This is a genomic window from Methylobacterium sp. 88A (assembly GCF_000376345.1).
GTDB classification, from domain to species: Bacteria; Pseudomonadota; Alphaproteobacteria; order Rhizobiales; family Beijerinckiaceae; genus Methylobacterium; species Methylobacterium bullatum.
The window spans coordinates 993092-1016845 of sequence record NZ_AQVT01000001.1 but is presented as its reverse complement, the minus strand read 5'-3'; the positions used below and the strand labels follow the sequence as shown (position 1 = coordinate 1016845).

Sequence of the window (23754 nt, the reverse complement as noted above, 5' to 3'; positions counted from 1 at the left end):
TCAGAACAGGCGGCTTCCGTCCGGCACGGCGTGGTCGGGGCGGAACAGCACGACTGCGCCGTTCGTGTCGGCGAAGCCCAGGGTCAGGACCTCCGAGAGGAACTTGCCGATCTGGCGCGGGGGGAAGTTCACCACCGCGGCGACCTGCCGGCCGACCAGATCCTCCGGCCGGTAATGTTCGGTGATCTGGGCGCTGGAGCGCTTGGTGCCGATGGCCGGACCGAAATCGATGACGAGCTTCAGGGCCGGCTTGCGCGCTTCGGGAAACGGCTCGGCGGAGACCACCGTGCCGATCCGGATGTCCACGGCCAGGAATTGGTCGAACGTGATCGGGGCCGCCGCCGGAGCCGCCGAATCGTGGTTCACATGCATGGTTCGCCTCCCCCGTTCACGCCGTCCGCAGGGTCCGCCGCCTCTTGTCGGCCGACGCCCATTGCATGAGCGCGACCATCACCAGGATCGTGCCCAGATAGACGATGACCTGCAGCCCCGTCGGGCGGTCGGTATAGCCGACGAGGGCATGGAGCACGCGGCCGACCATGCTGCCCTCGGACAGGATGTTGGCGGTGTTCCAGAGCGGCCGGTCGAGCACGGTGATGAGCCCGGCATTGGTGAGGAACTGCGCCGCCTGCGCGGCGAGGCCGGCGGCGAGGAAGATGATGAGCGCGCTGGTGACCGAGAAGACGTAGCGGGTCGGGATCGCGGCCAGGCCGAAATAGCTCACCGCCGAGATCAGGATGCCGGCGCCGACCCCGGCCAGCGCCCCGATCTGCAGGTCGGGGCCGGACGTGCCCGAGGCGACGAGGCCGTAGAGGAAGAGGACGAGCTCCGCGCCCTCGCGCAGGATCGCCGCGCCGACGACGAAGGCAAGGGCGGCGGATGTGGTCTCGCCCCGGCGCACGGATTCTCCGGCGGCCTTCAATTCGCCCGCGAGTTCGCGCCCGTGGCGGCTCATCCAGGTGTTGTGCCAGATCAGCATGATAACGGCGGTGGCGAGGACGGCGGCGTTCAGGATGTCCTGTCCCGCGCCCTCGAACGCGTCGGAGATCGCTTCGGCGAAGAGCGCCACGAGGCAGGCGCCGGCAAGCCCGCCGACCACGCCGAGGCCGATCCAGCGGCCGCGCCCGGCGATGCCGCGCGTCGCCGCCAGCACGATGCCGATGATAAGGCCGGCCTCGATGACCTCGCGGAAGGCGATGACGAATGCTCCGATCATGCGGAGATTTCCTTCGATGTCGCGGGCGGGCTGCGTGAGCGCCCTACCAGATCCAGAACAGAAGCACCCAGCCGGAGACCGACAGGGTGGCGGCGGCGGCGATGCAGGCCGTCGCGCTCGCCCGGCGCCATCCGCCGGTGGTGAGCCCCGCCACCTGCCAGGCGAGCCACGCGCTCCACAGGCTCGCGCCGATGAGCAGCCCGGCCCGCATCTCGGCGACGTAGGGAAGGGGAAGCCCTTCCCCGCGCAGGAAGGTGACGGTGAGGGCCGAGAGGCCGAGGAAGACGCCGCATCCCGCGATGGGGATGAGCGTCTGCGTCAGGTGGTGGAAGCGCGCCGACGACCAGGGGCCGAGGCAGCGTGTGGCGAGGGCCACGAGGGTGGAGAGGCCTACCCCGAGGATGACCGTCGCGGCGCCGATATAGGCCAGCAGCAGGCCGCCATCGAGCAGGGTCATGACGTCGTTGTGCTCGGGGTAGTTGGTGAGCACGAACCACGGCAGGGTGGTCTCCAGAGGCCAGACCATCCCGTGTTCGATGAACCAGGTGGCGAGCCATTGCTTGGCGTCGATGAACCAAGGGCTCGACGACCATTGGAAGGCGCCGGCCGCCAGGCCCATCATCCCGAACAGGATCAGGATCGTCTGTTCGAGGCTCGGCTCGGAGCCGGCCACATGGACGATCTCATGGGCCGGGGAGCGCCGGGCGAGGCGGACCGCGCCGCGATAGCCGCTGCAGCGCCCGCACATGTGGCAGGAGCCGGCCCCGCGCATGGTCTTCACCGGCACCAGGGGCGCACAGTTGAAGGCGGTGCCCTGCGGCTTGTCGGAGGCGGCCCAGGCGGGGCGGTCCACCTGGAAGCTAACCGGCGCGAGCTTGGCCAGGACCGCGAAGACCCCGTTCACGGGGCAGAGATAGCGGCACCAGACGCGCTTGTTGCGGCCATAGACAAGGCCCACCGCGATCGCCGCCACCGTCGAGCCGCCGAGAACGGCGAGTACCGGCTTCGGATAGCCGTAGACGCTGACCATCTGGCCGTAGACGGTGGTTCCGGCGAACGCGATGAAGGGCCAGCCGCCCCAGGTGATCCAGCGCGGCACCGCGCGGCCGAGGCTCCAGCGGCTGGCGAATTCGGTGAGCGTGCCCTCCGGGCACAGCACCCCGCACCACGCGCGGCCGACGAGGACCATGCTCACGAGGACGAAGGGCCACCAGATGCCCCAGAACGCGAATTGCGCGAGGACCGTCAGGTTGTTCCAGAGATGGGCGGTCCGGTCCGGCAGGGGCAGGAAGGCCGGCACGGCCACGAGGACGAGATAGACCGCCACCACCGCCCATTGCACGCTGCGGATGATCCCGCCGTGGCGCTGGAGCCAATGGCCGAGTTCCGCGAGGCGCTGGTCGATCCAGGCTTCACGCAGGTCCGTCGAGACGCTCGCCGCCATCGGGCTACTTCGCCACCAGCTTGGCTTTGGCTTCCGGATGGAAATCGTCGAATACGTCGTAGGTGCCGGGGTCGAGGGTGCGGAACACGATGGCCGAGGTCGAGCCGGCGGCCAGGGCCTTCTCGCGCTTCAGCTCCATGCTCTCGAACTCCACCGGCGATGCGCCGGTATTGCTGATCTCCAGCTTGAAGCGGGTATTGGCCGGCACCTCGATGATCTCGGGGATGATCACGCCGTCCTTCATCTCGACCTTGATCACCGGCATGTCGTTGGCCGACGCAAAGCCGATGCCGGTCGCCATGACGGCGCAGGCGAGTGCGAGGCTGCGGACGTGCTGCATCACGGGGCTCAATACGCCCCCTTCTTGCCGGTGCCGGCGAAGGTGAAGTCCTGGATCAGGTCGAACGGCTTGAACCATTCGGCGACGCCCGTCTCCTTGTCCACGTGGCGGCCGAAATGCTGGTTCTTGCCGGGAGGGGCCACCGTGAGCTTGAGCCGGTAGCGGCCGGGGCCGCTCAGCTTGACGTTGTCGCCGTAATGCGGGCCGTCATTGGCGACCATCGGCATCAGCGAGCCGCTCACCTTCGGGCCCGTGGCGGCCTCGCCCTCCAGCTTCGTCAGTTCGAAGCTCACGTCGAGGGAGGGGAGCCAATCGCCCTCGGCGAAGCCGTTGCGATTGTCCTTGGCTGCGCGGATATCGGCTTCGAGGTGGATGTCGGATTGCGCGGCGGCGCGCATCATGTCCGGCGGGTCCATCTCGATCGGCTGAAGATAGACCGCCGTCACTTCCAGCCCGTCCTTCAGCATGGGAGGGCCGATCGGCGTCTCCTTGGCCGAGGCGAAGCCGGTGCCCAGGGCCGCGAAGGCCAGCAGGGAGGCGGAAATCAGGGCGGAGTGAGTGATCTTGCGCATCGTCTCTAGCGCGTAAACCAGCGCTCAGCCGATGCAAAGGCGCTTCTTTGCCGAATCGATATATCAGAACAATTCCAATGTGTTGCGCCCGCCCTTGGAACGATGGCCGGAGGGCGGTCCGACGGCCTCTATGCCGCACCGCCCTCCCGAACGGCCACCGGGCCGCAGGCCGAGCCGGCCGGACGAACCGCCCGTTAACGGTGGCGCGACCAGTATCGTCGTCCCGTGGTCCTGCTGGCACGCAAGGTCGGCCGGAGACATCAGCGCCCATGGCGACCGCACTCGTAGCCCTCGTTCAGCAACTCGACCGCACCATGGCGGGGGCTTCGACGGAGCGCCGCGAGTCGATCCTGCACGATCTGACGTCACTATTCGCCGAATACGCGCCGCGCCTCGGCACCGACCACGTCCGCGCCTTCGACATGGTGATGTTGCATCTGGCCCGGTCGATGGAGGAGGTCGCCAGAAGCGACCTGTCGCGCCGCATCGCCCCGATCGCGAACGCGCCGCCGCGCCTGATTCGCGACCTCGCCTTCGATCCCGCCGCCGCCGTGTCCGTCCCGACCCTGGAAGCGGCGACGTTGCTGACGCTCGACGATCTGACCGCGATCGCGCGGGTGTGCGGCCAGCCTCAGCTCCTGGCCCTGACGCGTCGGAAGACCCTCATCGAGCTCCTCACCGACATCATCGTCGAGCGGGGCGACGCCGCTGTATCGCGCGCGGTGGCGGGCAATCCCGGCGCGCGATTCTCCCTCGACGGCTACAGGCAGCTCGTGGGCCGCAGCCTGTCCGATCCGGAACTCGCCGCGCGGCTTCGCGACCGCGACGACGTACCCGACATCCTGGCGCAGGAAGGTGCCCTGTGGGACGGCATCGCCCCGCCCTCCCCGGACGATCCGGCCCGCGCCATCTTCGCGGCCGAGGTGTTCGTGGGCGCCCAGTTCCGCCAGGGCGAGATCACCGAAACCGTCATCGTCGGCTGGCTCGATTCGGGCCGCGAGACGGAAGCGCTCGTGGCGCTCGCCCGCCTCGCTGGGGTTCCCAGCGCCATGGCCATCGAGGCCTATCACGCGCCCTCCTACGAGCCGCTGCTCTACCTCCTCCGCTCGGTGCGCTTCGGCTGGAAGATCCTGAAGCTGTTCATGGCCTCGAAATCGGATCGGGAGACGCCGCCCGAAGTGATGCGGGGGATGACGGAGGCGTTCCAAGCCCTCTCCGTCACCACGGCGCAGCGCGTCGTACGGATGAACGCGGCCCGACGGCAGATCGACGCCGACCATGACTGACCGCCTCGCAGGCGCTTGGCCGCACGGAACCGGTGCCGCGCCGAACGGGCGGCGAGCCCTCACCTGTCTGACGACGTTGTAAGAAGTCGCTCTCATGCCTCAGCTTCGCAAAGACATCAGGACCAGTTTCGAGCATGCCCGGCGGAAGGTCGAGGCCTATGCCTCGGGCAGCGAGGACTTGTCCGGCGAATTGCGTCGCTGGACGGATTCTACCCTCCGGTTCATCGAGCCCGAGGCCACGATCCGAACTCTTCACCGCATCGTCCTGGAAAGGGCAGACGATCTCGCGGGTCTGATGGCGGAGCGGCCCCGGCCCCGCGACTCGTCCATCGCCACGGCAAAGAGCCACCTGACGGCCGCGTTCGAGGATCTGGAGGATGCCATCCTGAAACACGGCATCCTCACGCCGGCGGGCGAAAAGGTCGGCCTCGGAATCGCCGGCAGGCCGATCTGAGCGCTTCGCTTCCGGCCGAGTCTCGGAGCGTCAGCGTGAGACGGGATCGCCCGCCATGGCCTTGGCCTCTGGCAGCAGGGGCGATGCGGGAGCGGGGGATTGCAGGCGGCTCCGCAGGGCCGCGCCTGCGCGCAGCACGACGAGGACGAGGGACGCCACGCGGATATGGCGGGGCAACTGCTTCGGACCGAGGGGGCGATAGACCAATTTGGGGCTGACGCGCTCGATCTCGGCAACGGCGAGGCCGACGAGGGGCTGCTGGGCGATCCGGCCCGCCTCCGCCGCCGGGATCGCCAGTCTGCGCGACCAGGCCCGCGTGGTCGCCAGGCGCCCCGTGGCGTGGAGGCGGCGCAGGCGACGGCGCCACAGATACCGGTAGAGCGCCCGCGGCACCGCTTCCATGCGGGCGTCGCAGAGACTGTCGGGGATCTCGCAGCGCGCCCGGATCGTATCGGCGACGCCGCCCGGCGCCCGGCCGACCAGACGCCCCGACACGGTGACGACCACGTCCTTGGCGTGCCGGACCCGGAGCCCGTGCTGGAGCAGGGCCGCCACGAAGGCGCCGTCCTCGCCGAGCGGGATCATCGGCATGCCGCCCACCAGCCGGTAGGCCGAGAGCCGGACGGAGAGCGTGGCGCCGATCGTCGTGCGGTGGCAGGGCCAGGGATCGTGCGGATCGTGGTCGATCCGCGCTTCCAGCTCCGTCAGGAGATCGCTGTAGGCGTCCTCCAGCTTGCCGCGGGCGCGCAGGGATTTGGGCAGGGCCGCCCATTCGGCCTCGTCGATCTGGATGCGCCCGGCCACCGCGTCGGCGCCGGCATCCAGGGCCGCGAGGTTGCGGGCCACCCAATCGGTGGGGACGCGGCTGTCGGCGTCCGAGGTCAGGATGGTGCCGGCCGTGCCGTCGGGGCCGATCCATTCGGCGGCGGCATCCATGGCGGCGCGGCGCGCCCAGCCGGCATGGGCGCCGTCGAACGTCACGCAGCGGACGCGGACGGGGATCGACATCGCCTGCGCGAGCTCCGCCACGATCCGGTCCGTGCCGTCGGTGCAGTTGTTGAGGAACAGGTACAGGCCGAGGCTGCCCGGCCGCACGCCGTCCTGCGCGTCGATGGCCCGAAGGCACGCCGCGATCCGCTCGGCCTCGTTGCGGACCGGGATGGCGATGACGGTATCCGGGGCCGCCGAGGGAAAGCGGGGCGACGTGTCGATCCCGGGGGCGACGTCGGCGAGGGTCGAGTAGGGCACGGGGGACTCCGATGGGGCGGCGCGGGCCAAGCCTGCTTCCGTTTCCCGGCAGGTGAGAGGGCCGGACCTTATCCATCGAAGCTGAACGGCAGCCGTCCGGTGCGACGATCAGGCGCCCGACGGTTTCGCGAAGGTCCGCCGGGCGAGGCCCGGATAGGCCAGGGCCTGGCTGGCGCCGCGCGCGGCCAGCAGCGTCAGGAAGGCGAGCCAGAGGCCCATATTGCCGAAGCCGCCCGCATGGGCGAGGCCGATGGCGACGGCGTAGATGCCGGTGGCCGCGATCATCAGGTTGCGCATCGCCCGCGTCCAGGTCGAGCCGATATAGATCCCGTCATAGGCGAAGGGCACCGAGGCCACGAGGGGCGCGAGGGCGGCGGGGACGAGATAGGCGCGCGCCGTCTCGCGCACCTCCGGGCTCGTGGTGACGGTATCGATGAAGGCCGCCCCGAAGGCCAGGAACAGCACCGCCACCGCCAGGCCGAAGGCGACGCACCAGACCAGGCTGAGCCGCGCCGCCCGGCGGAACCCGGCTTCGTCGCGGGCCCCCACCGCCTGCCCGCACAGGGTTTCGGCCGCCGTGGCGAACCCGTCGAGGAAGAAGCCGCCGATGAGGAAGAGATTCCACAGCACCGCATTGGCCGCCAGGACCACGTCGCCCGACCGCGCCCCGAGGGCCGAGAACAGGGCGATGGCGCCGACGAGGAGCAGGGTCCGGATCATCACGTCGGCATTGACGCTGAGCATGCGCGCCAGCGCCATCGGATCGCGAACGACGCGGAACGGCACCGAGAACGGCCGGGACCCGAGACGGGCCAGGAGGACGAGACCGAGGGCGGTCCCGGCGGCCTCGGCCAGGAGGGTGGCGATGCCGGCGCCCGCGACGCTGAGATCGGCCCACAGCACGAGGACGAGGGTGAGCGCGATGTTGACGAGGTTGATGGCCACCTGCAGCAGGAGGCCGAGATCCGTCCGCCCGCGCCCGAGCACCGAGCCGAGGATGGCGTAGTTCGCCAGGGTGAAGGGTGCCGCGAAGATGCGGATGTGGAAATAGGTGGCCAGCCCCGCGATCACCGCCGGGCTGGCGCCGCTCAGCGCGAAGGCCCCGGCCGCGATCGGCACCTGTGCGGCGACGATGACGAGCCCGACGAGGAGGCCCGCCGCCAGGGAGCGCGCGAGGATACGCTCGACCTCCCCGGCATCGCGCGCGCCCACCGCCTGGGCGGTGAGCCCCGCCGTCGCCATGCGCAGCGAGCCGAACGACCAGAAGACCGCATCGAAGATCACCGCGCCGAGCGCCATGGCGCCCAGCAGCGCGGGATCGCCGAGGCGCCCGATCACCGCCGCCCCGACGAAGCCGAGGAGCGGGGTAGTGACGTTGGCCAGCGTCATCGGCAGGGCCAGCGCCAGGATGCGGCGGCTGGTGGCCGGAACCGGCGTCACCCCGAGGGCGGAATCGGCGGTGGCGGTCAGTGACATCCGCACCCGCTGCCGCAGCTTCCCTCGCCCTTCGGTGGCTCGCTTTTGGCAGGGCCGGCGGCCGGACGCCGGGCGGCGTCGCGCACGAGGCCGCGCTCTTCGAGTTCGGACAGGTACGTCGCCCACCGGTTCCGGTATTCCCGGCCGAGATCGTAGAGATAGCCCCAGCCGAACAGCCCGGTATCGTGCATGTCGTCGAAGGTCAGCTTCACCGCGTAGTTGCCCACCGGCTCCACCGAGAGGATCGCCACGTCGCGCTTGCCGCCGATGACCTTGCGCTCGGAGGGCGAGTGGCCCTGCACCTCCGCCGAGGGGCTGGACACGCGCAGGTACTCGGCGGGCAGGGCGAACTTGCCGCCATCCTCGAAGGACACGTTGAGCGTGCGCTTGTCGCCGGACAAACGGATCTCGGTGGGCCACCGCTCCGGCGGAGCGACCTGCCGGCCGGTGGAGTGGGGATCGGCGTGATGCTGGCTCATGCGAGAAATCTCATGCCCGAAAGCGGGTGGGATGCAATATATGTGTAGAGCGCAGGGGGCATGCGTCCGAGTATGCTTGCCCTATCCGCCGTCGCGCCTCATATGCCGGACATGCTAGGTTCACCGCGCGACCACGCTCCGGAAGTCCCCCCAGGCCCGAGTCCCGAGTCCCCCATGGGTGTTGCCTTAGCCGAACGCGTCGCATCGAGGGCACCCGCGCCTTTGATAGACCCCTTCCAGCGCGCGATCACCTACCTTCGCATCTCGGTGACGGATCGCTGCGACCTGCGTTGCGTCTACTGCATGTCGGACGACATGCAGTTCCTGCCCAAGCGCGATCTGCTCACCCTCGAGGAGCTGGACCGGCTCTGCGGCGTGTTCATCGACCGGGGCGTGCGCAAGCTGCGGATCACGGGCGGCGAGCCGCTGCTGCGCCGTGACATCATGCATCTCTTCCGGCGGCTGTCCCGCCATCTCGACACCGGCGCTCTCGAAGAGCTGACGATGACGACGAACGGGACGCAACTCGGTCGCTTCGCCCCGGAGCTCGCCGAGCTCGGCGTCAAACGCGTGAACGTGTCCCTCGATACCCTCGACCCCGACAAGTTCCGCGCGGTCACCCGGCGCGGCGACCTCAAGGTAGTGCTCGACGGGATCGAGAAGGCGCGCAAGGCCGGGATCAAGGTCAAGATCAACGCCGTGGCGCTGAAGGGCGTCAACGAGGACGAGATCGCCGACATGATCGCCTGGGCGCATGGCGACGGCATGGACATGACCCTCATCGAGGTCATGCCCCTTGGCGAGGTCGAGGGCGACCGTACCGATCAGTTCCTGCCCCTCTCCGTCGCCCGCGCCCGTCTCGAGCAGCGCTACACCATGGTGCCCCTGCCCGACCGGACCGGCGGACCGGCGCGCTACGTGCGCATCGCCGAGACCGGCGGGCGGCTCGGCTTCATCACGCCGCTGACCCATAATTTCTGCGAGAGCTGCAACCGGGTCCGCCTCACCTGCACCGGCAAGCTCTACATGTGCCTCGGCCAGGAGGATGCCGCCGACCTGCGCCATGCCCTGCGCGCCTCGCCGGACGACGCCCTCGTCACGCAGGCCGTCACCGATGCCATCGCGCGCAAGCCCAAGGGCCACGACTTCGTCATCGAGCGCGCCCGTCCGGCCGCCGTGCCGCGCCACATGAGCGTCACCGGCGGCTGACGCTTCCCCGAACGTTTGACCCCTTGGACCATCGTATCTAGACCCGCCTCCAACGAAATGACGGATGGAGACGGATGATGGCGAAGGTCGCGTTCCTGGGCCTCGGCGTGATGGGCGGCCCGATGGCGGGTCACCTCGCCAAAAAGGGCCATTCCGTCACCGTCTACAATCGGACGATGGCCAAGGCGGAAGCCTGGGTGAAGGCCAATGGCGGCGCCTTCGCGGCGACGCCCCGCGAGGCGGCGGCGGGACAGGAGATCGTCTTCGCCTGCGTCGGCAACGACGACGACCTGCGCGGCGTGACGCTGGGTGAGGACGGCGCCTTCGCCGGAATGGAGATGGGCGCGATCTTCGTCGATCACACCACGGCCTCGGCCGAGGTGGCGCGCGAACTGTCCCAGGCCGCGTCCGAACTCGGCCTCGGCTTCATCGACGCTCCGGTGTCCGGCGGACAGGCCGGTGCCGAGAACGCGGCGCTGACCGTGATGTGCGGCGGGGACGAGGCCACCTACGCCAAGGTCGAGCCCGCGATCCTCAGCTTCGCCAAGGCCTCGCGCCTGATGGGACCGGCGGGCTCCGGCCAGCTCACCAAGATGGTCAACCAGATCTGCATCGCCGGCATCGTCCAGGGCCTATCGGAAGCGATTCACTTCGCCAAGCGCGCCGAGCTCGACGTGGATGCGGTGCTCGACGTGATCTCGAAAGGCGCGGCCGGTTCCTGGCAGATGGAGAATCGCGGCCGGACCATGAACGCCGAAAAATTCGATTTCGGCTTCGCCGTCGACTGGATGCGCAAGGATCTCGGCATCCTGCTCCTCGAAGCCCGTCGCAACGGCGCCAAGCTCCCGGTCACCGCCCTCGTCGACCAGTTCTATGCCGACGTGCAGGCCATGGGCGGCAACCGCTGGGACACGTCGAGCCTCATCGCCCGCCTGGAAAAATGAGGCTCGTCGCCACGGCGAGGGCCGCGTCGGGATCCGTCCAGGCCCAGTCCTCGCCCATCTGGTGGCGGAACCAGGTGAATTGCCGCTTGGCGTAGCGCCGCGTATCGCCCTGGCCGCGCTGGATCGCCTCGGCGAGGGGGATCGCCCCGTCGAGATGGGCGATGAGACCCGGCACGCCATGCGCCCGCATGATCGGCAGGAGCGGATCGAGGCGGCGCTCCCGTAGCGCCGCGACCTCGTCGAGGGCACCCGCCTCGATCATCGCCACGAAACGGCGGTCGATCCGGGCGCGCAGGGTCTCGCGCTCGGGGGCGAGGAACAGCTTGACCAGACGTTTGCCCGCCAGCGGCCCGGCGACGCGCTCCCCGTGAAACGCCGAGATCGGCCGCCCGGTGGCGGCGAAGATTTCGAGCGCCCGCATGATCCGGGCGCGGTCGGTGGGCCGCAGGGTCGCCGCCCCGGCGGGGTCGACCGCCGCGAGGTCGGCATGGAGTTCTTCGGTGGCCCGGTCCTCGGCCCGCGCGCGAAGGGCGGTTCGGATCGCCTCCGGGACCGGAGGCAGGTCGGACAAACCCTCTTCCAGGGCACGAAAATACAGGCCGGTGCCGCCGACGAAGATCGGAAGTCGGCCGTTCAGATCGACGAGAAGGCGCGCGGCATCGCGGGCGAAGTGCCCGGCCGAGTAATTCACCGCGCCATCCACCTCGCCGTAGAGCCGGTGAGGCGCCAGCGCCTCATCTTCGACGCTCGGCCGCGCCGACAACCGCCGCAAGTCGGCATAGACCTGCATGGAATCGGTGTTGATCACCACGCCGTCGTGACGGCGCGCGAGTTCCGTCGCGAGGCCGGACTTGCCCGAGGCGGTGGGCCCTGCGATGAGGATCGCCGCCGGGGGCGCCTGTCTGTGTGATCCGTCCGTGACCGGCGGCAAGGCGTGGACACTCCCCGATGACCCTCGTCGCGACCCTGATAGCAAACGAGAGCCGGCCCGCCATCACCGATGCGGTGCTGGCCGAAGCCCGTTCCGTGCTGCGGACCGATCATCAGCCGCGCATCCTCCATGGCGAGGTAGCGGCCGAGATCCTGTTTCCGGGCTCCGGGGACGACGTTTCCGCGATGGCGCGGCGCCTGCGGGCGGCCTTCGCCGCCGAACCGTTTGACGTTGCCGTGCAGGTCTCCGGCGCTCACCGCCGCAAGCGGCTGTTCCTGGCCGATATGGATTCGACCATGATCGAGCAGGAATGCATCGACGAGCTCGCCGACACGATCGGCCTGAAGGACCGCGTCGCCGCCATCACCGAGCGAGCCATGCGCGGAGAGATCGCCTTCGAACCGGCCCTGCGGGAACGCGTCGCCCTGCTGCGCGACCTGCCGGTGGGCGTGGTGGACGACCTCATCCGGGATCGCATCACCCTGACGCCGGGGGGGCGTAGCCTCGTTCGGACGCTGAAGGCCAACGGCGCCCATACCTGCTTGGTCTCCGGCGGGTTCACCTTGTTCACGGGACCGATCTCGGCGACCATCGGATTCGACGAGGCTCACGCCACCACCCTCGGGGTGAAGGACGGCCATCTCACCGGCGAGGTGCTGGAGCCCATCGTCGGCAAGGAGACCAAGCGCGCGACGCTGATCGCCCTGCGCTCGCGCTTCGGCCTCGACCGTGCGGACACGCTGGCGGTGGGCGACGGAGCGAACGATCTCGACATGCTCGGCGAGGCCGGCCTCGGCGTGGCGTTCCGGGCCAAGCCCAAGGTCGCGGCGGCGGCGGATGTCCGCATCGACCACGGCGACCTGACCGCGCTCCTCTACCTGCAGGGGTACGGGGCGAACGAGTTCGTCGCTTAAGCCCAAGCCGTCAGCGGACGATCCGAGCCAGGGCAATCACGGCGCCGAGGATGATCAGGGTCTGAAAGCCGATCGTCCCGAACATCCATTTGATGATGTCGGCCTTCGTGGCTTCGATCTTGGCCTCCAGCCGTGCCTCGGCTTCGCGAAGGTCTGATCTCGTGGACAGCTTGAGCGCTTCGATATCGGCGCGTGTCGACAAGCGAAGCGCCTCGATATCCGCCTGGGTCGACAAACTAAGAGCCTTGATATCGGCTTGTGTCGACAAGCGAAGCGATTCGACATCCGCTCGTGTCGACAAGCCAAACGCTTCGATGTCGACCTTCACCGATCCGATATCGGACTTCGTGGCGATGTCGCCCTGAAACAATTCGGTGAACGCGTCCGCGAGGCCCTCGGCCTGTTCGGAGGACAGCTTCGCCTTCTCGCGAAGGGAGCGGGCGAATTTCAAGGTGTCGAAGGCGACCGCCGTCATCGGTTGCTCATCTCTCAAGCGTCGAGATCAGCCTACGCGCCGGCCGGCGAGTCACACAAGGCGAATGTCCCGGATCGACGGCACGGCGAGGCCCATCCCGCATGCGGAATGGGCCGATGCTCTCGATGGAGACGGCGCCTATTCGAGGCCGATCGCCACGAAGCGCACGTCGCCCGATGCGGCCGCCACGAGGAGGAGAACCGATTTGCGGTTCTCCTTCTTCAGCTGATCCACCCGCTTCGTCACGTCGGCGGGGGACGAGACGGATTCCTGACCGACCTCCACGATGACCTCGCCGGGCTTGATCTGCTTGTCGGCGGCGGTGGAATTCGGGTCGACGCGTGTCACGACCACGCCCTTAACGCTGTCCTTGATGCTGAAACGGCGGCGCAGTTCGTCGGTGATCCCGGACAGGTTGAGTCCGAGGGCCTGACGGATGGCGGGCTCGGCCGCGTCCGGCTGCTTGGCGTTGGCGAGCTGGGGCTTTTCGGGGTCGTCGAGGCGGCCGAGGGTGACGGATTTCGTCGTCTCGGCACCCTTCCGGACCACGATGACCTCGACCACCTTGCCCACCGGCGTGGAAGCGACGATGCGCGGAAGGTCGCTCGACGACTTCACCACAGTCCCGTTGAACTTGGTGATGACGTCGCCGATCTCGAGGCCCGACGTCTTGGCAGGGCCCTTCTCGTCGACGCCCGCTATGAGCGCGCCCTTGGCGCCGCCCTTGAGGCCGAGAGCATCGGCGGTGGCGTCGTCGACGTTCTGGATGCGCACGCCGAGCCAGCCGCGGCGGACCTCGCCGAACTCCCGGAGCTGGTCGATCACCTGCGACGCGGTGGCGGAGGGAACGGCGAAGCCGATGCCCACCGAGCCGCCTGTCGGCGATAGAATCGCCGTGTTGATGCCGATGACCTCGCCGTCCATGTTGAACAGCGGGCCGCCGGAATTGCCCTTGTTGATGGCCGCGTCGGTCTGGATGTAATTGTCGTAAGGGCCGGATTCGATGTTGCGCCCGCGCGCGGACACGATGCCGGCCGAGACCGAACCGCCGAGGCCGAACGGGTTGCCGATGGCGATGACCCAGTCACCGGGGCGCATCTTCTCCGAATCGCCGAACGGCACCGCCTTCAGCGGCTTGTCGGCTTCGGGCTTCACCCGCAGGACGGCGAGATCGATCTTGGGATCCTTGCCGATGATCTCCGCCTTCAGCTTGGTGCCGTTGTGCAGAATCACCTGGATGTCGTTGGCGTCGCCGATGACATGGTTGTTGGTCACCACGATGCCCGAGGCGTCGATGATGAACCCCGAGCCGAGGGAATTCGACTTGCGCGACTGCTGGCGCGGGGAATCCCCGTCGCCGCGCTGGCCCCGCTTGTTGAAGAACTCCTCGAAGAGATCCTCGAACGGCGTGCCCTGGGGCAGCTGGGGCATCGTCCGGCCGGGCGCCTTGGCTTCCACCGTGGTGGAGGCCGAGATGTTCACCACCGCGTCGGTGACCTTGTCCGCCAGATCGGCCAGGGATTCGGGTCCCTTGGCGAGGGCCGGGCCGGCGAGGCCGGTGACGGCCAGAGCGGTCGCGAGCGACAGGGCGGCGAAGGCCGAGCGCGCTGAGTGGCGGAATGCCCGGGGACGTCGCGCCGTCGTGGCGCCCGCAGCGGAAATCATGGTCGACCTCTTGTTGGAACGAGGCATTAGATCGTCCGCCGTGGCGGACGATCAAGGGTCGGTCGGGCGATGAGGCCGGGCTTCAGCGAGCCGTGCCGGTCGTCGCGCCCGCATCCGCCGCTCCGGTGGCCCGCGGGGCGGTCGCCGGAGCGCGGCCCTGCGGATCGTTGAAGTAGCGGAAGAAGTCCGAGTTCGGGTTGATGACGAGGCGCGTCTCCGGCCCCTTCAGGCTCGTCTCGTAGGCCTGCATCGACCGGTAGAAGGCGAAGAAATCCGCATCCTTCCCGAAGGCCTCGACGAGGATGCGGTTCCTGTCGCCGTCGCCCTGGCCGCGCAGGGTCTCGGCGGTCTGGTTGGCCTCGGACAGGACCACCGTCACGTCACGGTCGGCCTTGGCCTTGATCGTCGCCGAGATCTGGTCGCCGTTGGCGCGGATGTCGGCGGCTTCGCGGTTCCGCTCCGTGATCATCCGCTTGTAGACGGCGGTGGAGTTCTGCGCCGGCAGATCGACGCGGGTCATGCGCAGATCGACGATCTCGACGCCGAGCTCCTTGGCCTGGGTGTTCACGTCGCCCTGGATGACGTTCATCAGGTGCGAGCGCTCGGTCCGCACGATGGCGTCACGGGTCGAGCGGGCCAGAACGTTGCGCAACGACGAGTTGGTGAAGCTCGCCAGCAGCGTGTTGGCGCGCAGCACGTTGTTGGCCGACTGGTAGAAGCGCAGCGGATCGATGATGCGATAGCGCGCGAAGGCATCGACTTCGAGGTTCTGCCTGTCGGCGGTCAGGAGCGTCTGGACCGGGAGGTCGAGGTCGAGGACGCGCTTGTCGAACAGGACGACGTTCTCGATGAACGGGACCTTGAAGTAGAGGCCGGGCTTCTCGGTGCCCGTCTGGTTGAGGACCGTGCGGACACGGCCGAACTGGATCACCAGGGCCTGCTGCATCTGGCCCACGGTGAAGACCGAGGCGTAGAGGGCGACGGCGATCACCGCCAGGAGGAAGACGCCGCCGGTGCGGAGTGCGGAACCGTTCATCGGGCGGCTCCCGGATTGGCGTTGCGATTGCCGAATTCGGTCAGCGGAAGCACCGGAACGACGCCCGCGCCCGTTGCACCACCGGCCACGCCGGTTCCGTTCTGGTCGATGATGACCTTGTTGACCGAGCCCAGGACCCGCTCCATCGTTTCGAGGAAGATGCGCTCACGGCTGATCGCCGGTGCGAGCTTGTAGGATTCGTAGACCTGCTGGAAGCGGGCCGCCTGACCGGTGGCATCCGCCGTCGCCTGCGTCTTGTAGGCCTCGGCCGCCTGGACGATCTGCGAGGCCTTACCGCGAGCCTGCGGAACCTCGCGGCTCGCATAGGTGCGGGCTTCGTTCTGCGCGCGCTCGGCATCCTGCTGAGCGGCGTTGACGTCGATGAAGGCGGGCCTGACGTCCGGCGGCGGATTGACCGCCACGAGCTGGACCACCTCGATCCGCACGCCGGCGCCGTACTCGTCGAGCGCCTTCTGGGTGATCTCCTTGACCTCCTGGGCCACGCTCGACTGCTCGTTGGTGAGGATCGCCTGGATGTTGCGGCGACCGATCACCTCGCGCATGGCGCTCTCGGAGATCGCCTTGATGGTGCCTTCGGGATTCTCGAGGTTGAAGACGAAGTCCGATGCCTTCAGCGGGTTGATGCGCCACTGCACCTCGAAATCGAGGTCGACGATGTTCTCGTCACCCGTGAGCATCAGGCTCTCCTCGGGCAGGTCGCGGGACCGCGACTGCGACCCGACGCCGGCCCGGTAGCCGATCTGAACGCTGTTCACCTGCCCGACATTCGGCTTCGTCACCGCGCCGATCGGATAGGGGAAGTTGTAATGCGGGCCCTGCCCGGTGGTGTTCGTGTACCGGCCGAAGATCGTCTCGATGCCGACCTGCTGAGGCGCGACCGTGTAGATGCCGGTGGCGAGCCAGATGAACAGGACGATGCCGCCGGCCACGGCGACACCCTTGCCGCCGCCCATGGACCCGCCGGGGATGATCCCGCGCAGGCGGTCCTGGCCGCGACGGAGGATCTCTTCGAGGTCCGGAGGCGTCTTTCCGCCGCCGCCACCGCCGCCGCCGCTACCCCACGGGCCGCCCCCGCCTCCATTGCCGCCGCCGCCACGGCCCCAGGGCCCTCCCCCGTTGCCGCCACCGCCGCCGCTTTGATTGCTCCAAGGCATGCTCGCCGATATCTCCTGCTGAGGCAGTGTCGTTCGAAGGCGGCCCGCCGCGCTCTCGCCTCGGGCCGATCCGTCCCACGGTACTGAGTGTCGCCACTCCGTCCTGTCAAGGCTGGCAAGTGGGCATCACGAAGAGGAAAGGCAACAGCGCCGAGCGCTCTTGCGCGATGCGTCGCGGCGTAGAGTTACCGGACCCGTTCCAGATCAACGAACGCGAAGGCGCATTCATCCCGCTCGCCGGGCGGATGCGCGACACGCGAGACTTCGCGGAAATCCCCCGCGTCGTAGGCCGGGAACACCGTATCCCCCTCCGGGCCGATCTCGACCTCGGTGAAGTGGATGCGGTCGGCATGGGGCAGCGCGAGGGCATAGATCTCGCCGCCCCCCGCCACCATCAGCTCCTCCGCCTCCCCCGCCGCCGCCAGGGCGCCTGCCCAATCGTGGACGACGGCCACGTCGGCGGCCGAGAACGACCGGTCGCGTGTCAGCACGAGGATGCGCCGGCCCGGCAGCGGCCGGCCGATGGAGTCGTAGGTCTTGCGGCCCATCAGGACCGGCTTGCCCATGGTCAGCGCCTTGAAGCGGCGCAGGTCGCTGCCGAGGCGCCAGATCAGCCCGTTGTCGCGGCCGATGACCCCGTTGCGGGCCACCGCCGCGATGAGGCTGACGCGGGGGCGATGGATCTCGGACGCCATCAGACCGCCACCGGCGCGCGGATGGCGGGATGCGGTTCGTACCCTTCGATGGCGATGTCCTCGAATCGAAAATCGAACACCGAGCGGACCTCCGGGGCGAGGACGAGGCGCGGCAGAGGACGCTGCTCCCGCGTGAGCTGCAGCCGGGCCTGTTCGAGATGGTTCACGTAGAGATGGGCGTCGCCGAGCGTGTGGACGAAGTCTCCCGGCTCCAGGCCCGTCACCTGGGCGATCATCGCCGTGAGCAGCGCATAGGAGGCGATGTTGAACGGCACGCCGAGGAACACGTCGGCCGAGCGCTGATAGAGCTGGCACGAGAGCCGGCCGTCGGCGACGTAGAACTGGAACAGGCAATGGCAGGGCGCCAGCGCCATCCTGTCGAGGTCGGCCGGGTTCCAGGCCGAGACGATCAGCCGGCGGGAATCGGGGTTTCGCCGTATCTCGTCCACGAGCCAGGAGATCTGGTCCACGGCGCCGCCGTCGGGCTTGGCCCACGAACGCCATTGCTTCCCATAGACCGGCCCGAGATCGCCGTTCGCATCGGCCCATTCGTCCCAGATCGTGACGCCGTTGGCCTGCAGGGCGCGCACGTTGGTGTCGCCGGTGAGGAACCACAGCAATTCGTGGATGATCGAGCGCAGGTGCAGCTGCTTCGTCGTGACGAGGGGAAAGCCCTCCGCCAGGTCGAAGCGCATCTGGTGGCCGAAGACCGAGAGCGTCCCCGTGCCGGTCCGGTCGTCCTTGCGCGTTCCCTCGGAGAGGATGCGTTCGAGAAGCTGATGATAGGCGTGCATCGGGGTCCCGTGTTGCGTCTCCCGCGATACCGCGAACGGGGCCGCGAGGCGAGCGTCAGGCGGGCGCCGGCCACAGCAAGTAGGCGACCACGGCGAGATTGCTCCAGACGTGGAGCAGGATACAGGGCCAGAGCCGCCCGGTCCGCCAGCGCAGCCAGCCGAGCATCAGGGCGAGGGGAATCAGCGAGACCGGGCGGGCGATGCTGCCGACCTGGATGTGGAGCAGCACGAACAGGGCGGAGGTGGAGAGGATCGCACCCCACGGATTGAGGAAGCGCGAGGCCCGCTCGAACATCGCCCCGCGCATGAGCACCTCTTCCGCCACGGGCGCCAGCACGATGGTGAAGGCGAGCCAAGCGATGGCCCCGGTTCTGCTGAGCAGCGGCGACAGGCCGACATTGCGGCCGAACGCCATGTGGAAGACGTCCGCCGTCCCGATCACCCACAGGATGTGGAGGAACGGCCAGAGCAGGAGGATGGCCAGCAGCCGCGAGGGCGCGAGGCCCGGCGCCTCCACGGGGGTCAGCGCGAGTCTGGCGCGCCACGCCCCGCCACTGGACCGGATCGCCGCGCCGATGACAATGGCGACGATGAGGCATTGCCGCAGGATATCGCTCGCCACCTCGCGCAGGACCAGCTGCTGCGGATACAACCGGGGGCGGCGGGCCTCGGTGGCGAAGGGGTCTATGCCCTGCAGGATGTCCGCGCCGACGCGCACGACGAGCAGGGCGGCGATGGCCGCCGCGACCATCACGAACAGGGTCGCCAGGACGAGGCCGATGGCATCGCGAAACGCCGCCGCGGCGAGGCGGATCGGGGACCGGCGCGACCGCGCGCCACCGGAGGTGGCCAGCATTGCGCCGATTGCCCGGTTGTCGGACAACTCCACGTCAGGATCGGGCTTCAAAAGCGACGCCTCTCCCTCTATATTCGTGTCGTTCGGTCGAAAGGCCGAACTGGGTGCCTGACAATCTTCGGCCAAGGCCGCTCGATCCCGGCGCTTTCACCAGAATCCCGGGTACGTGGATACGGTGTCAATTCACCGCCCCCCGTGGAGACCACGGTGGGAACGGCGCGATTGAAACCGGCGCCCGAGTCCGGCAAGCCTTCACGTCAATTCACCGACCCGGTGCGCCGTCGGCGCGACATTCCGGCAGGTACCGGGCAAAGCGACAAGCGATGGCAGACGATCTCATCCGTTACGACCTCCTGGTTCAGGATGCCCTGCGCGGCGTCGTGCGCAAGGTGCTGACCGACGCGGCCCGCGAAGGTCTCGCCGGCGAGCACCATTTCTACGTGTCGTTCCGGACGGAGGCGCCGGGGGTGCGGATGTCGCAGCGCCTGCGGGAGAAATACCCCCAGGACATGACCATCGTCCTCCAGCATCAGTTCTGGGATCTCGGCGTCACCGAGCATTCCTTCGAGGTCGGCCTGTCCTTCTCCGGGGTTCCCGAGCGCCTGCTCGTGCCCTTCGACGCCTTGAGCGGGTTCTTCGACCCCTCGGTGCAGTTCGGCCTCAAGTTCGATCTGAACGAGACGGCGGACGAGGACGCGCAGGACGATGCGCCGCAACCTCCCGGCACGAAGAACGCCACGCGGGGCGCGGCCTCCGAGCCGAGCGAGATCATGCCGAAGGGCAACGCCGTCTCGGCGATCGGCGCCAGCGTGCCCAAGCTCCTCCCCGCGCAGGGCGCGAGCCAGAACCTCGACAAGACCGAGGACGGCCCCGACGGCAAGGCGGCCCGCCCCGCGGCCAAGAAGCCCGAAGGCGGCGAAGCCGGTGCCGAAGTCGTCAGCCTCGACGCGTTCCGCAAGAAGAGCTGAGATTAAAGTCGCTTCGCCGCTTTTCGCGATGCCCGACGAATCGGGCCGTGCTTCGCTCCACCCGTCCGGGGCTACCGGATTCACGCAATTGCTCGACGGCTGTTCCCATTATTCAATAGGGTTCGGCCTAAGGCGCGACGTGCTCCCTCTCCTTCCAGGAGAGGGGACCCGCGAATTGGTGAGTGTCGTAGCCATCGGGGGAAGGGACGTTGGTTACGCTGAGTCTGCGCGAGCGCGGTCGTGAGACCTCGCCCCCCTCTCCTCAACGTCTGCAGCGCAGCGGAGGGTGATCCGCGACCCGCCGCAGCGAGTCTCAGCCCCGCCGCTCCACCTGCATCCGCAAGCCGTGTTCCGGCCGCAGCGTCACCCGCTGGAGCGGCGTGACGGGGGCGTGGTCGGGTGACAGCGAGAAGCGCGCGGCGCGGGCGATGTGCGCCAGGACGATCACCGCCTCCTGCAGCGAGAAGCTCTGGCCGATGCAGACGCGGGGGCCCGCGCCGAACGGCAGATAGGAGAAGCGCCGAACGGTGGCCCGGTTCTCCGGCAGGAAGCGCTCCGGCATGAACGCCTCGGGATCGTCCCACAGGGTGCGGTGGCGGTGGAGCACGTAGGGCGCCACCATGATGAGCGAGCCCTTGGGGATCTTGATCCGGCCGATCCGGTCCTCCGCGATGGCTTGACGGCTCAGGAACGGCACCGGCGGGAACAGCCGCATCGTCTCTTCCATCACCGCCTTGGTGAAGGGGAGCGCGTCGGCATCGAACCCGTCGCCCTGCACGGCATCCACCTCGCGCTCGACGCGGGCACGGGCCTCGTGATCCTGCGACAGGCAATAGAGCGCCCAGGTGAGCGCGTTCGCCGTGGTTTCGTGGCCGGCGGCGATGAAGGTGACGATGTTGGCTTTGACCTCCAGATCGCTGAGGCCCTTGCCGGTTTCCGGGTCCTGCGCCTGAAGCAGCAGGGTCAGCAGGTCGGAGGGGGCCGTTCCGGCGTCGAGCTGCGTGCGCCGGCGCGCGATGAGGGCGTTCACCACCTCCTCGAAGAAGCGGATCGCCGGCCGCGCCCGGAGCCGGCCGATGCGCGGCACGAAGGCCGGCACGCCGAACACGTCCATCGGGTCCACCGGCCCGACCGATTCGAGGAACCGGGTGATGGCGCGGCCCAACGCATCGGGGTCGCTGGACAGGCCCTCGGTGAAGATCGTCCGCTCCAGCACGTCGAGGGTGACGCGGGTCATTTCCAGGGGCACGTCCACGGTGGTGGCGTCGCGCCGGGCGAGGCGGCGGCCGATCCGCGCGCCCGCCTCGTTCATGGGGGCGGCGAAGCCGAGGACGTGGCGGGCCGAGAAGATCGGCGCCAGGGTGCGCCGCTGCAGCTTCCACTCCTCGCCCTCCGCCGTGAGGAGGCCGTTGCCGAGCCCCGGCGCGAGCACCCGGCGCTGCAGGTCGTCCTTGCGGTAGTTGGCGGCGTTCTCCACGAACAGGTAGCGGATCAGGGCCGGGTCGCTGACCACGGTGACGCGGCCCATGGCGCCTTCGCGCGCCACCACGGGCTCCACGAAATGCTCGTCGAGCCAGGTGGTGATCGGGTTGGCGCGCACCGCCTTGAGGAAGGCGAGCAACCCCGGCTGTTCGCGCCGGGGGCGCGGGACGACGGGGCGGAAGCGCGGGAGGGCGTCGGGCTCCAGGGTCGCGGCGTCCAACGGCATCGGCAATCGTCCTCGCTTTGTCCCGGAGCGTGCCTGACTCCGGCACGGACCTGTGACGCCTTTGAAAGAAAGCACCATCGCGGTTTTCGGCCGCACCGTTTAAGTAGGGCCGCATACCCCGCCATCTAAGAGGCCACGATGTCGCCGCTCGAAAGCCCCACCGAAACGTCCGCCACCCGGACCGAGTCCGACACGTTCGGCCCCATCGAGGTTCCGGCCCATCGCTACTGGGGCGCGCAGACCCAGCGCTCGATCCAGAACTTCAAGATCGGCACCGAGAAGATGCCGGCCCCCCTGGTCCATGCCCTCGGGATGGTGAAGCAGGCCGCCGCCCTGGTGAACCAGGATCTCGGCGCCCTCGACCCGAAGGTGGCCCAGGCTATCGCCGCCTCCGCCGCCGAGGTGGTGTCCGGCGAGCACGACCAGGAATTCCCCCTCGTGGTCTGGCAGACGGGGTCGGGCACCCAGTCGAACATGAACGCCAACGAGGTCATCGCGAGCCTGGCCAACGAGCTGCTCGGCGGAAAGCGGGGCGGCAAGTCGCCGGTCCACCCCAACGACCACGTGAATCGCGGCCAATCCTCCAACGACGTGTTCCCCACGGCGATGCACATCGCGGTCTCGCGCGAGATCAACGACCGGCTGCTGCCCTCCCTGAAGCACCTGCACGACGCGCTCCAGGCGAAGTCCGAGGCGTTCTCGTCCATCGTCAAGATCGGCCGGACCCACCTACAGGATGCGACGCCCGTCTCCCTCGGCCAGGAATTCTCCGGCTATGTCGCGCAGGTGGCGTTGGGCACCGAGCGGGTGAAGGCGACGCTTCCGGGCGTTCTTGCTCTCGCGCAGGGCGGCACGGCGGTCGGCACCGGCCTCAACGCCCATCCGGAATTCGCGGAGAAGTTCGCGGCCAAGGTCGCCGAACTGACCGGCCTGCCCTTCACCTCGGCCGCCAACAAGTTCGAGGCGCTGGCCACCCACGACGCCCTCGTCTTCACGCAGGGCGCGCTGTCCGCCCTGGCGGCGGGCCTGTTCAAGATCGCCCAGGACATCCGCTTCCTCGGCTCCGGCCCGCGCTCGGGCCTCGGCGAACTCTCCCTGCCGGAGAACGAGCCGGGCTCGTCGATCATGCCGGGCAAGGTCAACCCGACGCAGTGCGAGGCCCTGACCATGGTCTGCGCCCAGGTGATCGGCAACGGCACCACGGTGAGCTTCGCCGGCTCCCAGGGTAATTTCGAGCTCAACGTGTTCAAGCCGGTCATCGCCAACGCGGTGCTGCAATCGATCCGCATCCTCGCCGATGCGGCCGTGAGCTTCGCCGACAATTGCGTCGTCGGCATCAAGGCCAACGAGGACAAGATCGCCGACCTGATGAGCCGCTCGCTCATGCTGGTGACGGCGCTCGCTCCCTCCATCGGCTACGACAAGGCCGCCGAGATCGCCAAGACCGCGCACAAGCGCGGCACCACCCTGAAGGAAGAGGCCCTGCGTCTCGGCTACGTCACGGAGGCGGAGTTCGACCACGTCGTGCGCCCCGAGACCATGCTGGCACCGAGCGTCGACTGACGGGGAAGCTCATGGCCGAGATCATCAACCTGCGCTCGGTCCGCAAGGGCAAGGCGCGGGCCGAGAAGGAGGCGAAGGCGGAGGACAACCGCATCGCCTTCGGCCGGCCGAAGAAGGCCAGGACCCTGGCCGAGGCCAAGAAGGCCATCGAGTTCTCGCGCCACGAAGGCCACAAGCTCGTGGGACCGGATTCGGACGGGTGACAAGCGTGACGCTTCACCCTCCCCCCTCTGCGGGGGAGGGTGCCTGCGGAGCAGGCGGGAGAGGGGGCGACCTCTCCGGATACGGCGCTCCCCTCTCCCGACC

General features: G+C 68.8%; 25 protein-coding genes. 8 read left to right on the top strand and 17 right to left on the bottom strand.

Annotated features, from left to right (window positions below; genetic code table 11):
• Genes A3OM_RS0104765 through A3OM_RS0104745 form a run of 5 tightly spaced genes read right to left on the bottom strand, consistent with a single transcriptional unit; the run spans position 1 to position 3572 of the window.
• The gene (locus tag A3OM_RS0104765; RefSeq protein WP_018042586.1) at positions 1 to 372 is read right to left on the bottom strand and encodes a tRNA-binding protein; all 372 of its coding nucleotides are present in this window, start codon (positions 370 to 372) and stop codon (positions 1 to 3) included.
• 16 nt (positions 373 to 388) lie between these two features.
• The gene (locus A3OM_RS0104760; RefSeq protein WP_018042585.1) at positions 389 to 1216 is read right to left on the bottom strand and encodes an FTR1 family protein; all 828 of its coding nucleotides are present in this window, start codon (positions 1214 to 1216) and stop codon (positions 389 to 391) included.
• A gap of 43 nt (positions 1217 to 1259) precedes the next feature.
• Positions 1260 to 2660 carry a 4Fe-4S binding protein gene (locus A3OM_RS0104755; RefSeq protein ID WP_018042584.1) on the bottom strand — a complete coding sequence of 467 codons (1401 nt, stop codon included), beginning with the start codon at positions 2658 to 2660 and terminating at the stop codon, positions 1260 to 1262.
• A gap of 4 nt (positions 2661 to 2664) precedes the next feature.
• Entirely contained in the window at positions 2665 to 2961 is a 297-nt protein-coding gene (locus A3OM_RS0104750; protein WP_244478882.1) for a cupredoxin domain-containing protein, read from the bottom strand.
• 47 nt (positions 2962 to 3008) lie between these two features.
• Entirely contained in the window at positions 3009 to 3572 is a 564-nt protein-coding gene (locus tag A3OM_RS0104745) for an iron transporter (RefSeq protein ID WP_018042582.1), read from the bottom strand.
• A 269-nt stretch (positions 3573 to 3841) separates the two neighbouring features.
• Here A3OM_RS0104745 and A3OM_RS0104740 point away from each other — a divergent pair, with 269 nt between their 5' ends.
• Complete coding sequence (locus A3OM_RS0104740) at positions 3842 to 4858, top strand: DUF2336 domain-containing protein (protein ID WP_018042581.1); 1017 nt, start codon at positions 3842 to 3844, stop codon at positions 4856 to 4858.
• Between the two features lie 94 nt (positions 4859 to 4952).
• The gene (locus tag A3OM_RS0104735) at positions 4953 to 5312 is read left to right on the top strand and encodes a hypothetical protein (RefSeq protein ID WP_018042580.1); all 360 of its coding nucleotides are present in this window, start codon (positions 4953 to 4955) and stop codon (positions 5310 to 5312) included.
• A gap of 30 nt (positions 5313 to 5342) precedes the next feature.
• Here the strand turns inward: A3OM_RS0104735 and A3OM_RS0104730 are convergent, their stop codons facing one another.
• The 3 genes from A3OM_RS0104730 to A3OM_RS0104720 all read right to left on the bottom strand — a co-directional run bounded on the left by A3OM_RS0104730 (position 5343) and on the right by A3OM_RS0104720 (position 8515).
• A complete protein-coding gene (locus tag A3OM_RS0104730; protein WP_051074367.1) occupies positions 5343 to 6524 on the bottom strand; it encodes a glycosyltransferase in 1182 nt (393 codons plus the stop codon).
• A 144-nt stretch (positions 6525 to 6668) separates the two neighbouring features.
• Positions 6669 to 8036 (bottom strand): MATE family efflux transporter, encoded by a 1368-nt coding sequence (locus A3OM_RS0104725; protein ID WP_018042578.1) that lies wholly within the window; start codon positions 8034 to 8036, stop codon positions 6669 to 6671.
• Complete coding sequence (locus tag A3OM_RS0104720; protein ID WP_018042577.1) at positions 8027 to 8515, bottom strand: DUF971 domain-containing protein; 489 nt, start codon at positions 8513 to 8515, stop codon at positions 8027 to 8029. The genes A3OM_RS0104725 and A3OM_RS0104720 overlap by 10 nt, the downstream gene beginning before the upstream one ends.
• A gap of 174 nt (positions 8516 to 8689) precedes the next feature.
• On the opposite strand from A3OM_RS0104720, the gene moaA reads away from it, so the two are divergent.
• Entirely contained in the window at positions 8690 to 9724 is a 1035-nt protein-coding gene (gene moaA, locus A3OM_RS0104715; protein WP_026175713.1) for a GTP 3',8-cyclase MoaA, read from the top strand.
• Positions 9725 to 9801: 77 nt separating this feature from the next.
• Complete coding sequence (locus tag A3OM_RS0104710; protein WP_026175712.1) at positions 9802 to 10668, top strand: NAD(P)-dependent oxidoreductase; 867 nt, start codon at positions 9802 to 9804, stop codon at positions 10666 to 10668.
• Here the strand turns inward: A3OM_RS0104710 and miaA are convergent.
• Positions 10646 to 11599: a tRNA (adenosine(37)-N6)-dimethylallyltransferase MiaA gene (miaA, locus tag A3OM_RS0104705; RefSeq protein WP_018042574.1), complete on the bottom strand. Its 954-nt coding sequence runs from the start codon at positions 11597 to 11599 to the stop codon at positions 10646 to 10648. The two genes, A3OM_RS0104710 and miaA, sit on opposite strands and share 23 nt — an antisense overlap.
• Before the next feature lie 17 nt (positions 11600 to 11616).
• Here miaA and serB point away from each other — a divergent pair, with 17 nt between their 5' ends.
• Positions 11617 to 12513, top strand: a complete 897-nt coding sequence (serB, locus tag A3OM_RS0104700) for a phosphoserine phosphatase SerB (RefSeq protein WP_018042573.1) — start codon at positions 11617 to 11619, stop codon at positions 12511 to 12513.
• A gap of 10 nt (positions 12514 to 12523) precedes the next feature.
• Here the strand turns inward: serB and A3OM_RS0104695 are convergent, their stop codons facing one another.
• The 7 genes from A3OM_RS0104695 to A3OM_RS0104665 form a co-directional block, all read right to left on the bottom strand.
• Entirely contained in the window at positions 12524 to 12988 is a 465-nt protein-coding gene (locus tag A3OM_RS0104695; RefSeq protein WP_018042572.1) for a hypothetical protein, read from the bottom strand.
• Between the two features lie 138 nt (positions 12989 to 13126).
• Entirely contained in the window at positions 13127 to 14653 is a 1527-nt protein-coding gene (locus A3OM_RS0104690) for a Do family serine endopeptidase (protein WP_018042571.1), read from the bottom strand.
• An 82-nt stretch (positions 14654 to 14735) separates the two neighbouring features.
• Complete coding sequence (locus A3OM_RS0104685) at positions 14736 to 15689, bottom strand: protease modulator HflC (RefSeq protein WP_018042570.1); 954 nt, start codon at positions 15687 to 15689, stop codon at positions 14736 to 14738.
• Entirely contained in the window at positions 15686 to 16864 is a 1179-nt protein-coding gene (hflK, locus tag A3OM_RS0104680; RefSeq protein WP_018042569.1) for an FtsH protease activity modulator HflK, read from the bottom strand. Before hflK ends, A3OM_RS0104685 begins: the two co-directional genes overlap by 4 nt.
• Before the next feature lie 185 nt (positions 16865 to 17049).
• Positions 17050 to 17559: a dihydrofolate reductase gene (locus A3OM_RS0104675; protein WP_018042568.1), complete on the bottom strand. Its 510-nt coding sequence runs from the start codon at positions 17557 to 17559 to the stop codon at positions 17050 to 17052.
• Complete coding sequence (locus A3OM_RS0104670; RefSeq protein ID WP_018042567.1) at positions 17559 to 18353, bottom strand: thymidylate synthase; 795 nt, start codon at positions 18351 to 18353, stop codon at positions 17559 to 17561. The genes A3OM_RS0104675 and A3OM_RS0104670 overlap by 1 nt, the downstream gene beginning before the upstream one ends.
• Before the next feature lie 55 nt (positions 18354 to 18408).
• Positions 18409 to 19260 carry a CPBP family intramembrane glutamic endopeptidase gene (locus A3OM_RS0104665; protein ID WP_245257758.1) on the bottom strand — a complete coding sequence of 284 codons (852 nt, stop codon included), beginning with the start codon at positions 19258 to 19260 and terminating at the stop codon, positions 18409 to 18411.
• A gap of 272 nt (positions 19261 to 19532) precedes the next feature.
• Between A3OM_RS0104665 and A3OM_RS0104660 the strand changes: the two genes are divergently transcribed.
• Positions 19533 to 20177 carry an SspB family protein gene (locus A3OM_RS0104660; protein WP_018042565.1) on the top strand — a complete coding sequence of 215 codons (645 nt, stop codon included), beginning with the start codon at positions 19533 to 19535 and terminating at the stop codon, positions 20175 to 20177.
• 313 nt (positions 20178 to 20490) lie between these two features.
• On the opposite strand, the gene A3OM_RS0104655 is transcribed toward A3OM_RS0104660, so the two are convergent.
• Entirely contained in the window at positions 20491 to 21885 is a 1395-nt protein-coding gene (locus A3OM_RS0104655; protein WP_018042564.1) for a cytochrome P450, read from the bottom strand.
• 138 nt (positions 21886 to 22023) lie between these two features.
• On the opposite strand from A3OM_RS0104655, the gene fumC reads away from it, so the two are divergent.
• A complete protein-coding gene (gene fumC, locus A3OM_RS0104650; RefSeq protein ID WP_018042563.1) occupies positions 22024 to 23448 on the top strand; it encodes a class II fumarate hydratase in 1425 nt (474 codons plus the stop codon).
• Between the two features lie 11 nt (positions 23449 to 23459).
• Complete coding sequence (locus A3OM_RS0104645; RefSeq protein WP_018042562.1) at positions 23460 to 23651, top strand: DUF4169 family protein; 192 nt, start codon at positions 23460 to 23462, stop codon at positions 23649 to 23651.
• The last annotated feature ends 103 nt before the right edge of the window (positions 23652 to 23754 follow it).